The organism is Paenibacillus sp. JNUCC-31 (genome assembly GCF_014844075.1).
GTDB lineage: Bacteria > Bacillota > Bacilli > Paenibacillales > Paenibacillaceae > Paenibacillus.
The window spans coordinates 6,011,432-6,024,792 of record NZ_CP062165.1 but is presented as its reverse complement, the minus strand read 5'-3'; the positions used below and the strand labels follow the sequence as shown (position 1 = coordinate 6,024,792).

Below are 13,361 nucleotides of genomic sequence, written 5' to 3'. Positions count from 1 at the left end.
ATAGTCTAAATGTATAGTTCAACTGATATAGCTCAGCTTGTTCAGCCAAATGAGTAATATTATATTATATTATATTATATTATATTATATTATATACGCTCAGACGCTCTGCGCAGTACTTGGATGTCATACGGTTGCAAATCCAGGCTGCCCTCCACACCATCACCGCTCAACAGATCACTGTAGGACTGCTCGTCCAATTGAACTTGCTTCGTCTCTGGTGTATAGTTCTGCACAAAAACATAATCGGATGTTCCGTCTGTACGGATGTGTGCCGTAACTCCGGCAGGAAGCTGCGTTTCAAGCGCACGTTCTATGCCCAGGTCAGCGATTAGACTGCCATAGAAATCGTCGTAAAACGGTGCTTTGGTACGTGTTGCTATATAATAGGCTTTCCCTGATCCCAGACGGTTAACCGTTAACGCTGGTCGGCCAGCATAGAAGTCTGAGCGATACGTTGCCAAGGCTTCTGCCCCTTCCAGATGAATCAGGTCGCATAATTCGATTGCATCATACTCGGCATTCAGCTGAAGCGCGTTGCCTTTCACAGGGATCACCCCATTCAGATCCCGATCATGCAATCCATCGATTTCTTCTGACCAGATTCCGAGCGTTTTGCGGAGTGGTCCTGGGAAACCGCCCAGGAAACACAGATCATTCTCATTAACGATGCCTGACCAATACGTGGCTACGAATGTACCGCCATTTTCAACGAATCGTTCAATACGCTCCCCGACCCCTTCACGCATCAGATAGAGCATAGGCGCGACCAACAGCTTGTATTTGGACAGGTCAGCATCCATATCAATAACGTCAACCGCAACTCCCTTTTTCCAGAACGCTTCGTAATGGGTTTCAACCGTTTGCTCATATTTCACCCCGATATTGCGCGGACCTTGTGAATCATTAACGGCCCAACGATTCTCCCAATCGAAGATGATGGCGACCTCTGCCGGAACCGCTGTTCCCACAATGGCTTCCATGCCTTCAAGGACCGTTCCTACGTCCGTTACATCCTGGAACACTCGCGTATGTTCTGTACCTACATGATCTACCACAGCGCCATGGAGTTTCTCACTGGACCCCCGGCTTTTTCTCCATTGGAAGTACTGTACACTATCGGAACCGTGTGCCACCGCCTGGAGAGAAGAAAGCAGGTGCATGCCAGGTTTTTTCAGCTTGCTAACCTCCTGCCAGTTTGTTGAACTTGGTGTACTCTCCATCAAAAGGAATGGCTGCCCACCTTTAATTGAACGAACGATATCGTGCATCATAGCAATTCGGGATGCCAGCTTATCTTCTTCGTCTGCATCATGCCATGTTGGGTAGCTGTCCCAGGAGAGGAAGTCCAGAATGTCAGCAAACTTCCAATAGTTTAATCCTTCATAAAACTCCATCAGGTTTGTCGTCACAGGCAGATCTGGATTCTTGGCCTTTAGAGGTTTCGTTTCATGTACGATAAAATCAGCGGTCTGATCCGTAACGAATCGGCGCCAGTCCAAATTCATCGCATGGACCTGTGTCTCTCCGTGTGGAGCAGGTGACTCCACTTGACTCCAGTCCGTTACGGTATGGCTCCAGAATGTTGTCCACCAGGAATGATTCAGCTCGTCCAGTGTACCGTATTTGTTTTTCACCCAGCCGCGAAAAGCGTCCTGACAATAATCACAGTGGCAATCCCCACCGAACTCATTGGAAATGTGCCAGCCAATTACTGCGGGATGGTCCGAGTAACGTTCTGCAAGTCTTGTATTGATTGCTGTAACCTTTTCTCGGTATACCGGAGATGTATAACAATGGTTATGACGGAAGCCATGCAGGTTGCGAACCCGATTGGCTCCTACACGGAGCACTTCAGGATACTTGGCGGACATCCAGGCAGGTCTTGCACCGCTTGGGGTAGCCAGGAATGCATAGATTCCATTGGCAGCAAAACGATCCAGTACTTGATCCAGCCATTCAAACGTGTACACGCCTTCCTCCGGTTCAAGCGATACCCAGGAAAAGATACCAATAGACATCACGTTACATTTGGCAAGCTTCATCAATCGAATATCTTCTTCAAGCACTTCAGGATAGCGGAGCCATTGCTCTGGATTATAGTCTGCGCCATGTAACATGCGCGGCACTTTCGAACTTACGGGTGGATATTTGTATGTCATACTGACAACTCCTTATTCATCTCAATTTGATTTATCTATTTGATCAACGCAACATTCGGCTGCTCATCCAATTCCTTGTCATTTTCCTGCCCGGCCTTGAGCGCTGAAAACGATTGCAACTTATGGCCCTTGAAGTCAAACATCGTCAGGTTCCCCCAGTTATTCGGATGGCCAACGGACCACTCTTCCTTGCTCGGAATCCAGGCAGGCTCCCAGTAGTAGAATCCGGCACCCAGACCGCCGGGAACTTCACGGATAATTTGCAGCAGATCCTTCAGGTAACGTGTCTGCCCTTCTACACTTGCCGGATACCCTGGCAAAAGCAATTCTTCCTGATTCAGAATCCACTCGTGGCCATCAGGCTGCTCCAGCGTCCAAGGATAAGCCGTTTCAACAACATTGATCGGTTTGCCGTACCGTTCAGCCAAGTTGTGCAGATTGTCCCGCAATGCGTCCAGTGTTCCATGCCACCAAGGATAATACGAGAGTCCAATGATATCAAACTCCACCCCAAGCGCTTCAAAGCGATCATAGAACTTGCGGCTCTCTGCATTATCGCCGCCGCGGTCAATATGAATCATGCTCTTGATTTCCGAATCAACGGATTTAACTGCAGCGATACCATACTTCACAAGGCCAGCAAAACGCTCCCACTGTTCATCCGTATCATGCTCTTCTCCGCTGACTCGCCCTTCATCCCACAACATGCCCGGCGTGATTTCATTCCCTACTTGTACCATATCCGGCAGAGCATCATGGTCTTTGAGCGTTCTCAGCACGTCTGCCGTGTAGTTACACACCTCACGTTGCAAGTCCTCATAAGACAGTTTCTCCCAGGCCTTCGGCTTCCATTGATTGGCAGGGTCAGCCCAGCGATCAGAATAATGGAAATCCAGCAAGAAATGCAGTCCATGCTCCTTGATCCGCTTGGCAACTGCTACCGTTCGCTCCAGATTACAGAATCCACCTGCAGGGTCATTCCAGATACGCAAACGAATGGCGTTGGCGTCTCCCATCTTGAGAAGGGTCAGCAAGTCTTCCTGCTGCCCATGTTCATCACGATAGCTCCCACCATGCTGCTCAATTTCATCCATAAATGACACATCCATTCCGAGAATGAATGTCTCTTCCTTTAAATGGCTCACTTTATCAACCTCCAATTCAATGTTAGATGCAGGCTCAGCCTTTAACTGAGCCCAAGGTCATACCTTTGACAAAGAAGCGCTGCAGGAATGGATACACAATCAGAATCGGTGCACTTCCGATGAAAATCTGAGCTGCTCTTACCGTAGTTTGCGAGAGAGCCTCCATTTCTTTGGGATTCATGCTCATACTGCTCATATCCCGTCCGATAATGACCGTTTGCATAAATGTAGCCAGCGGATAATCCTTGGCGTTATTCATGTATAGCAGACCGTCGAACCAGGAATTCCAGTGGAACACCATACTGAACAATGCGATCGTTGCAATGGACGGCATGGAAATGGGCAGGAAGATCGTGAACAGTGTTCTGAAATGGTTAGCTCCATCCATCAGGGCCGCTTCCTCCAGCTCTTTTGGAATACCGCGGAAGAAGTTCAGCATCAGAATGACCAGGAAGGTGTTGACTGCCCCCGGGAGTACCAGCACCCAGAAGGAATCCATCAGGCCGATTTTCTGAATAACCATATAGAACGGAACCAGTCCTCCATTAAAGATCATACTAAAAACGAAAATCCATGAATATATCGTTCTTCCTTTAAATTCACTATTTTCTTTCGACAACGGGTACGCCGCCAAAAAGGTAATCAGCAAGGTAATCGCCGTACCAATGACGGTACGAAGCAGGGAGATCCAAAGCGAGTTCAGGAAGATTGGATTATTCATCGTTTTTTTGTAGGCTTCAAGCGAGAAGCCGACAGGCCAGAGATTAACCAGATTGGCATCGGCGGCTGCCTTCGTGCTGAAGGATACGGCCAGGACATGAATCATCGGTACAATACACATGATGGCAACCAGAATCAGAAAGCAGGTATTGACTATATTAAACACGCGATAAGGCAATGATTTGTGATACATCGTGGTCCCTTCTTTCTTTTGTTCATTCGATTAGAATATGCGGTATCCGGCGTATTTTTTGGCTAGGCTGTAGGATACAAGAATCAAAATCATGCTGATCACGGATTTGAACAATCCGATTGCTGTGGCGAAGCCCATCTCACCATTTTGCATGGCTGAACGATATACGAATGTATCAATGATGTCACCCGTTTGATAAACGAGCGGATTGTACAGATTGAAAATCTGGTCAAATCCGGCATTGAGTACATTACCGAGCGCCAGTGTTCCAACCACCATCAGCATCGGCACAAGTGAAGGAATCGTGATGTGCAGCGTTTGTTTCCACCGTCCAGCTCCGTCAATTTCTGCTGCTTCGTAGAGCGCAGGATTAATCCCGGCAAGAGCAGCCAGAAACACAATCATGTTATAGCCAAATTCCTTCCACACATCTGTCAGAATGACCGTCGAACGGAACCAGCTGTTATCACCAAGGAAAAAGTACGGCCCGAGTCCGAAGCTCCCTAGCACCCGGTTCACCAAGCCTCCCGTCGAAAGCAGATCGATCAAAATCCCGCCCAGGATAACCCAGGATAAGAAGTGGGGCAAGTATACCAGTGTCTGGATGGTTCGTTGTACAGCCATTTTGCGAACTTCATTTAACAAAATGGCAAAAACAAAGGGTACAAATAAATTAAATATCAGTTTAAGTACTGCAATGATCAGTGTATTCCAAATGACCTGCAGGCTGTCCTCACGTTCAAACAAAAATCGAAAATTATCCAGCCCGACCCATTCCGAGCCGTTTATGCCAAGCCAAGGCTTATAGTTTTGAAATGCCATGACAATGCCGCCCATGGGAATATAACTGAAAATGATCAGAAAGATGATGGCTGGCAGCAGCATTACGTGGAATGGCCAAGTTCGTTTCAAAGTTCTCATGATTGCTCCCCCTGTAATTCTTCCTACTCAAGTACTCCCTGAGTGGCTTATACTGCGATTATATCAACCGTTTGCATAGGTCAAACAGCACATAAAAGCAATATAAATGGCACAAAAGCAACCACTTTGGACTCGCTGCATTTCCAATCATTCACCCTCTGCTGGTCCGTCCTCTTACAAGAAAAATATGTTCTTATAACGACAAAAAAAGCGCGCAGACTTGTACCGTCTGCACGCCTCTGAAACTTATTTTTTCACACTGTCATACCATGCGTTAACCTCTTGTGTGATTTGATCACCGCCACCCGATTTCCACGTTTGTACAAAGGTATCAAACGAATCTACCGGATTTTTGCCATAAATAATTTCATTAAAGGCTTGATTCTCAATTTTGTTCAAATAGTCCAGCTTCGATTTCATCGTCTGTGTTGTAGGACCTGTGAACATGTTTTTGTAAGAGATTTCTTCCTGACTCAGCAGCACTTTCGCTGCGGCAGGTGTCTCTTTACCATAGTTCACGGCAACATCTTTTTCGAGCTTGGTTTCAGGTTCTTTTCCATTGGCCAGATTCATCAAGGCTTTCATCTGTGCATCCGGAATACGGGCGCCATCACGCACGAGCAAATAACGTACTACGTTGACATACCCGCCATCAATTTCTTCAATCGGCATTTGTTTTCCATTTGAATCCAATTGATAGTCATAGCCTGCAAACAGACCGTTATCATATTCACTGCCAGGTTTCGGATCTGCGTAATTATCAAACAGGTAATTCTCGTATGTGAAGAATGCTTCCGGGTGTTCCATGTCTTTCTTGATCAGAATAACGCCGTTTACAAATTGTGTACCGTGACGCATCGCTTTGCCTTCAGGACCGGTTGGAATCTCAATCGGTTTCCACACTGCACCTGGGGCATTTTTCACCGTATCCTTCAGCGGCCATCCACTCATCCAGTAAGGACCCGGGATAATACCTGCTGTACCCGCCACTGCCGGCTCTGCCGTTTTGTTCTCATCCCATAACGCTGCTTCCTGAGGGATGTATCCTTTTTTGAGCCATTCGCTCAATTTGGTCAGACCTTGCTTCATGCCCGGATTGATGGAACCATACTCCAGTTTGCCGTCTGTACCCACATTCCATTGGAATGGCAGTGTACCGTAAGCACCAAAAATCCAGGATGGATCACCCATCCATGTGTTCATGGATGTTTTGAAACCGATACTCAGCGGAGTGACCTTGTCTGGAGCCAATCCATCCGGGTTTTTATTTTTGAACGCTTCCATTACGGCTTCCAGCTCGTCAATGGTTTTTGGCGCTTTCATGTTCAGCTTGTCCAGCCAATCCTGACGAATCCAGAGCAGGTAGTCATTGTTGTATGCATAGTCCAGTACGGGAATCCCCATTCTTTTGCCATCCCGGCTGTACTGGTTCCACACATTAGGGTCCTGCTCCATTGCTTTTTTCCAAGTATCGGAAGCGTATTTGTCGAATAATGGGCCTACTTCTTGGTACATGCCGGAATCAATCAGATCCTGGGCAAGCAGATTATCCCCAACAGTTACAACATCCGGCATTTCCTGACCGGAAGACATTGCAAGACGAAGCTTGGTTGCAAAAGCACCATTTGTATCTGTTACGGACCACAAGGATTTGATGTCAATTCCGAATTTGTCTTTCGCCCACTTCGTTGCCACGTTATTTTCCATGGATTCACCATTTTTGAATTTTAGCTCAGGGTCGATTCCCCATGCTGTTGTAATGGTTACTGCCGGATCATATTTTTCTTTGTATTCGTTTTCAACGGCTGATGTGCTCGAACCCGCGTTCTCACCGCCACTGTTGCCTCCTCCACATGCAGTAAGGATGACAGCAAGACACGTTGTTGTAGCGAGGAGCGGCAGCCATCTCTTTTTTGTAGATTTCGCTCTCATTAGTTGTTCCCCCTTAATCATTTTGGTTACCCTTTCATTATAGGCCTGCCGGGTCTTTCAGCCTATGTCACGAAAACAAGATTTCTGCACCTTTGGCAACCTATATACGAGAATGATGTTAAAATTATGCCTGATCCCGATATTCATTCGGTGTCATTCCATAATGTTTTTTGAACATTTTGCTGAAATATTGCGGATTTTGGTACCCCAGCTCACTGGTAATTTCGTATATTTTTTTGTTTGTGTTTTTGAGCAAATACAATGCACGCTCCATCCGCATACGAATCATATAATCGCCCAGTCCCTCACCTGTTTCGGCTTTGTAAATCTTGGACAGATACACGGGATGCAGATACACCTTGTCCGCGATCATCTTTACCGACAGATCTTGCCCAGTATCTCGGGTTACCATCTCCTGTACCTGCTTGATGACGTGCCTGCGACTCTGTACACCTTCCTGATCTGACAGCTCTTCCTGCAGCTTGGCAAGCATCTCCGTCGCCCAGCGGCGCAGCTTGTCAGGTGATTGAATCAGCTGATGTGCCAGCAGCAGGTCGAATCCCGCATGATCGATCTCATGTACGAGATGCCCCTGCTTGTGCGCGATATACATAAATGCATTCGTTACAGACAAATACATCTCATACACATGTTCTCTGGAGAGACATGCACGGTCCGCTGCATCAAAAACGGCATTCAACTTTCGTGCCGCAGCCTCCCATTGCTTGGTTTCAAGCAATTGAGGCAGCACGGGTGGCTTATACAGTTCTTCAAGCACTTGTTGTGCTGCATCATTCTCCGGACGTTTGGATAGCTCATTATCCATGTATATGATCGTATTTTCCTCTGGCCCGGACAGTACCAGTGATCCCAAACCTTTACGATAAGCGGTCGTCAGATCAGCATAGGGAAACGGCGCTGTAACCACCATGGACAGATCGCCTTGCAAGTATCGAATAACATGCTCGCGAAAAGTCCCAACGGGCTGCTTCAGTTCTTCCACATTCGTTAAGTCTGGCTCCGTCCAGCCCTCTTTCTGTATCATCATGACCAGACATTCATGTGGACCTCGTCCAAACCATACATTGTACTGGGGACCAAACACCTCTTCGGCGATATTGCCAACGGCAAACTCCATCAAATCCAGCGATTGCTGATCCATTGCCGAGAACCGACCTGTAAGGCGAATAAGCATCATAACCGTTGGCTGGTCCGGCTGAAGCGCAATCTCGTACTTTTCCAGCTGTTCACCCAATGCACGAGCAGTAATTTCGCGGCCCAGTAACAGATCGTGCATCAGATTTTCCCGTAAAATTTTATAATCCGACTTGCGGCTGTACAGCAGCCGATGGTATTTATCGAATTCATCCCATTCCCCCCGCAGGGATGAAATGGCAGAGGAGACCGAAGCCATGAATTCCTCATCGTTTACCGGCTTGAGAATATAATCGGCAGCCTGCAGCTGAATGGCTTTCTTGGCATATTGAAAATCACTGTGTCCGGTCAACAGGATGCAGCGGATGTGCGGCCATCGGCTGCTTACCTCTTCAATCAGTTCCAGTCCGGACATACCCGGCATTCGAATATCGGTAACGACGAGGTCTACAGCATTCTCCTCCATGATCTGCAGTGCTTCCTTCCCAGAGGCTGCACGCAAAACCGTTGTAACCCCAAGTTCTCCCCAGGGAATGGTCAATTCCAGACTTTCTGTCACATACGTTTCGTCATCCACAAGCAATATATCGATCAAGCTAGTCACTCCCATCTGTTAAGTTATACAAAGGTGTTATGATCTTTTCTTCTTGTCATTTCTACCCAGCGTCTCTATTCTTCGTATTCCGGAAGAGTCTTCTCGGCGTCTGCAGGCCACAACAAGGTAACACGCAGTCCCCCAAGAGGTGATTCCGTAACACGAAGTCCCGCCTGTTCCCCATACCTGAGCTGTAGACGCTGATTGACGTTCCACAGACCGCAGCCCATCTCCTGATCCATACTGCCTGTGAGTTTGTGAAGCAGCAACTGGCGGGCCTGTGCATCCATACCTTGTCCATCGTCATCGACAGTAAGAATCATCAAGCCTTCTCTTTGTTCTCCCGAAATCCGAATTCCCCCCGCCTCGGCATCTGCTTCAATACCATGAATAACTGCATTCTCTACTAATGGTTGTATAATTAGCGGAGGCACCTCCTGCCTCAGAAGTTCTTCCGATAAGTCAATCTTGAAATGTATCCGGTCCATGCGCATCTGCTGAATCTCCAGATAACAAGTCACAAACTCAATCTCCTCTGTGAGCGGCACCACATCACGCTCCTGCCTCGTCGTATACCGATAGTATCGGGACAGATTATGAGACATGGCAACGACGGCATCGACACGCTTCAGCTTCGCCATGCTCGTAATGAATGAGAAGCAATTATAGAAAAAGTGAGGATTAATCTGTGATTGCAACTGCTTCAGTCGGGCTTCACGTACATGAATCTGCTCCAGATACACATGTTGAAACAACTGTTGAATCTGCTCGACCATGGAATTGAACCGTTCGGACAAAAAGCTGAATTCATTCCGTCCTTTGGGTGTGATTCGGACTGAATAATCCTCTTGCTTCAATCGTTGGAATCCCCGAATCAGCTGTTTGACAGGTACCTGGACCTGGACATACAACAGATATGCTACGCCAAAGCTCATCAATAACAGACAGATCATAGCTGAATAAAACAGGATATTAGATTGATGGATGGGCTTCAGAATTGCGGATAATGGCATGTAATCCACGAGATACCAGCCTGTTGTGCTGGACTTCACCGTATTAACCATGTAGGGCTCGCCGTCAATGACTACTGTACGGTTGTCCACATCCTTAAGCTTGTCGATCGCCAGCTTGTCCATCAGCTGACCTGTCAAACCACGATCCGAAGTGCGGTTATAAATAACGCCTGACTCTTCACGATAATAGAAGGGATCATGGCGTCCATCATCCTTAAATTTATCCAACATATCACGAATGTTGTCACTGTCGAACTCCAGCTTGATTACGGTTTCGGCATTGGCTGCCGGATCACTGATGCCATATGGGGATACGGTAATCCAGCTGAATATAAATCGCTCATCATCGCCGTCCTGAATCTTGCGAACATTCCACCCGGATGATATGTTTCCTCGCAGTGCCTGTTCATCGTAGGTGCGGGCATCTCTTTCAGAGACGACCCTGCCCAGTGATGGGGAATAGAGGTATAACTTCGTTGTCCAATTCGATGAACTTTCCTGAATACTTAGCTTGTTCTGAATCCGTTTCACGAGATTAATCGTATCCAGATCGAAATATTTACTGTCAGCGTAAATCCGTCTGAAGCTCGCAATATCAGGGTCATGAATGAGCAGATTTGGCCATGAAGATAACAGCTCGATGTGCGTATTGACTTGATTTTGAAAAAACTCCAGCTGGTTGCTGTTGGAACGATTGAGTTCATCTCGCAAAACGGCTGTTGTTTTATGGTTCGAATACCAGTACAGCAGTACGACTGGAACCAGCATAATCAAAATTAAAATGACCATTTTCGAAAATAGATTCGTCCGGTATGACATCTTCTTACCTCACTTTGCCTTCATTAGTCAGAGAATCTAATTTTAACGATGAAGGCGTTAAACATAAACTGTTTTTTCTGAAAGAGTCCACATCACAGCTCATCCGCGTTCATAACTTAATCCATTGTGTATTCCATTCTCTATATATCGTAAGCGTTATCATGTACATGCATAAAGGTGACAAAACCAACTTTTCTGCACTAATTGCAACTTCCACGCAAAAAAGAGCCGGCTACCGCCAGCTCCTTCCTCATCTTTTGACTCGTTAATATGGATCTACTTCATAACATTCTTCTTATGTATTCATTCTGTTTTGCTTACCAAGCTTTATGGAATATCGTAATCAAACACGGTATTCTCTCCATCAACAGCGACATCCAGTACAATATCGATTAGTTTTCCTTTCACTTGCAGCGGGCTTTCTGCCAAACCGGAAAACGCCAGTTGACCCTTAAACGTTCCATACGGTTCAATCTCTACGTTTACAGGCGTTAGCCGGACAGAATTCAGGGATTCGTACAGCGGATCATCCTTGAATTTGTAACTGCGGGCCAAATCAGGTAATAGCACTGCTGCTACAGGTTCTCTGCTGTAATTCTTGAGTGTCAGGTCACAGTTTACCCGTGTGATCCCATTATCCAATACATCATAGGTACAGGAGCTGTTATTTTGGACATAGGAAACCCCATTGATCCCGGAAGCTCCCCATTTGGCTACATACATCAATTTATCCGTCATGTAGGAATAACTGAGGACAATAACAAGTACGATCAACCAGAGCCGTTTCGCCAGAGACGGATAAAATGGCATCATTTCTTGACGGGTAACATAGTAGCTGCACGCCAATATGCCCATTCCCAGAAATAACGTGATATGCACACCACTTGCATAGGATGTGGTATAAGGCGACAACCCGATAGCAGACAACATCGTGTCCCCCACAGAGAAGCCGAGATGATGCTTAAACGTAAAAATGATTCCAAACATCAAAAACATCACAGAGAACACAAGTCTGGTTCTCGACACATGATCACCCCCTAATCAGCCACCTGATTATATCATATTTTTCCTTATTATGGGTTACAATCCAAATAAAAAAAGACGTTCCCGGTATAAACCGAAAACGTCTTGGCTTCTAACGCTAAACTATTTCTTGGACAGGAACGCGTCGAGCTGCTCTTGTTTGGCGGCAATAATTTTATCAATACCTGCGGCTTTCAGCTTCTCCAGATATTTCGGGATCATCTCGTTTGGATCAACTGCGCCCGAGGTCATGCCCGGTTTGAACTGTTTGTTCACGTTATTTACCGCGGCAATTTCGTTTTTGACGGATTGGCTGTTGAAGGTAAAGCCCAGTGCAGGCGACTTGACGCCTTTGGCATTAAACTCCTTGAACTTTTCCCATTTCTGCGGATCTTCATTATCCCAGAGGTAGTTCAGGAACTGATTGCCCAGCTGCCATTGTGCGCCCGGGTTGTATGTGCGACTGTTGGCGTCTACTCCTTGCGGGAGAGTAATAATGTTTTCTTCGCCGTCTTTTTTCACATAATGTGTACCTTCGATTCCGAAATTGAGCAGGTTGTTGATCTCTTTGTCGGAATGCAGCAGGTTAATGACCTGCATGGCTTTCTCCGGCTGCTCGGAGGAACGGGAAATGGCCAGCATGGCACCCGAAGCATCACCGGTTGTAATCGTAGGCTGTGTCATCTCAATCTGGGTCAGTGGATATCCAACGTACCCTTCTTCTTCCTTATCTTTGCCCGGCTTCATGCCGTCGGTCCAGAGGAAAGCCTTGCCTGCCTTCGCCTGATCTTTTGGGAACACATTGGAAGTTGCGGCATCACTGTTGATGTATCCAGCTTGATACCACTTGCGCGCCAGTTCAGCTGCTTCCTTGAATTCAGGAGTCTCCACTTCGTTCATTACCTTGGTGGTACCTGCTGTTTTGGAGATTACCCCAGGAACGGATGCATCGCCGAGATAATCCCAGTCCAGGTTTTCCAGCAGTCCGTTACCATTGGTATTGGACATATAAAACGGAGTAATACCAGGTTCATTCTCCTTAATTGTTTTGAGCAGCGGCTCCAGGTCAGCCCACGTTTTCACTGCGGTCAGATCGAGCTTGTATTTGTCAGCCAGATCTTGGCGTACGAGTACGCCACGTGTTGCTGCCAATTCCTTGTTGGTAGGAACACCATAGTTTACGCCATCCACCTGCGAACCTTCCAAAAAGGCTGGGTCAAGATTTTTCTTGATATCCTGCCCATACTTGTCAAGCAGCTCATTGAGCGGCAAGAAAGCCCCTTTCGCTACATTGACGGTGTAATTCTGCCATGCCGCCGTGAAAATAATGTCCGATTTTTCACCTGAAGAGATCATGAGATTCAGCTTGTTATCCCACTGCCCCCAATCGATTGCATTGATCTTGAGGGTAGCTCCAATCTTTGGCTCCATCTTTTTGTTGATCTCAGCTTCGACCAGAGCCACATCTTTCTGTGGTGTGCCCGGATAGTACAGCGTCACTTCATAGGGCTTGCCCCCGCTCTCTGCTGCACCGCCGCCCTCGGCTGCCGGTGTGGTTCCACCTTTGTCCGTTGAGCATCCTGCCAACACCAGGCTCAGCGCCATAACTGCTGCTCCCATACGTGGCCATACCTTTAACATTTTAACCAATTGAACCCCTCCCGTCATATGTTGGACCCTGCA

At 47.0% G+C, this 13,361-nt stretch carries 9 protein-coding genes; all 9 read right to left on the bottom strand.

Translation table 11 applies throughout. The annotated features are described in order from the left end of the window. Positions 1-89: 89 nt before the first annotated feature. Positions 90-2,162 carry a beta-galactosidase gene (locus JNUCC31_RS26555; RefSeq protein ID WP_323374348.1) on the bottom strand — a complete coding sequence of 691 codons (2,073 nt, stop codon included), beginning with the start codon at positions 2,160-2,162 and terminating at the stop codon, positions 90-92. A 35-nt stretch (positions 2,163-2,197) separates the two neighbouring features. After that, entirely contained in the window at positions 2,198-3,307 is a 1,110-nt protein-coding gene (locus JNUCC31_RS26550; RefSeq protein WP_228469262.1) for a glycoside hydrolase family 53 protein, read from the bottom strand. A 34-nt stretch (positions 3,308-3,341) separates the two neighbouring features. Further along, a complete protein-coding gene (locus JNUCC31_RS26545; protein ID WP_192266131.1) occupies positions 3,342-4,220 on the bottom strand; it encodes a carbohydrate ABC transporter permease in 879 nt (292 codons plus the stop codon). A gap of 30 nt (positions 4,221-4,250) precedes the next feature. Then, entirely contained in the window at positions 4,251-5,141 is an 891-nt protein-coding gene (locus tag JNUCC31_RS26540) for an ABC transporter permease (RefSeq protein ID WP_192266129.1), read from the bottom strand. Between the two features lie 246 nt (positions 5,142-5,387). Then, positions 5,388-7,073, bottom strand: a complete 1,686-nt coding sequence (locus JNUCC31_RS26535) for a type 2 periplasmic-binding domain-containing protein (protein ID WP_192266127.1) — start codon at positions 7,071-7,073, stop codon at positions 5,388-5,390. Between the two features lie 124 nt (positions 7,074-7,197). After that, a complete protein-coding gene (locus JNUCC31_RS26530; RefSeq protein ID WP_192266125.1) occupies positions 7,198-8,823 on the bottom strand; it encodes a response regulator in 1,626 nt (541 codons plus the stop codon). A 74-nt stretch (positions 8,824-8,897) separates the two neighbouring features. Next, on the bottom strand, positions 8,898-10,625 hold the full coding sequence (locus JNUCC31_RS26525; protein ID WP_323374347.1) for a sensor histidine kinase: 1,728 nt from the start codon (positions 10,623-10,625) through the stop codon (positions 8,898-8,900). 357 nt (positions 10,626-10,982) lie between these two features. Next, on the bottom strand, positions 10,983-11,681 hold the full coding sequence (locus JNUCC31_RS26520) for a hypothetical protein (protein ID WP_192266120.1): 699 nt from the start codon (positions 11,679-11,681) through the stop codon (positions 10,983-10,985). 120 nt (positions 11,682-11,801) lie between these two features. Continuing rightward, a complete protein-coding gene (locus tag JNUCC31_RS26515) occupies positions 11,802-13,319 on the bottom strand; it encodes an ABC transporter substrate-binding protein (protein ID WP_228469782.1) in 1,518 nt (505 codons plus the stop codon). Between the last annotated feature and the right edge of the window lie 42 nt (positions 13,320-13,361).

Coding starts and splice junctions, on each gene's coding strand:
- JNUCC31_RS26555 (WP_323374348.1), bottom strand. CDS start 2,162: ATGACATACAAATATCCACCCGTAAGTTCGAAAGTGCCGCGCATGTTA.
- JNUCC31_RS26545 (WP_192266131.1), bottom strand. CDS start 4,220: ATGTATCACAAATCATTGCCTTATCGCGTGTTTAATATAGTCAATACC.
- JNUCC31_RS26540 (WP_192266129.1), bottom strand. CDS start 5,141: ATGAGAACTTTGAAACGAACTTGGCCATTCCACGTAATGCTGCTGCCA.
- JNUCC31_RS26535 (WP_192266127.1), bottom strand. CDS start 7,073: ATGAGAGCGAAATCTACAAAAAAGAGATGGCTGCCGCTCCTCGCTACA.
- JNUCC31_RS26525 (WP_323374347.1), bottom strand. CDS start 10,625: ATGGTCATTTTAATTTTGATTATGCTGGTTCCAGTCGTACTGCTGTAC.
- JNUCC31_RS26515 (WP_228469782.1), bottom strand. CDS start 13,319: ATGTTAAAGGTATGGCCACGTATGGGAGCAGCAGTTATGGCGCTGAGC.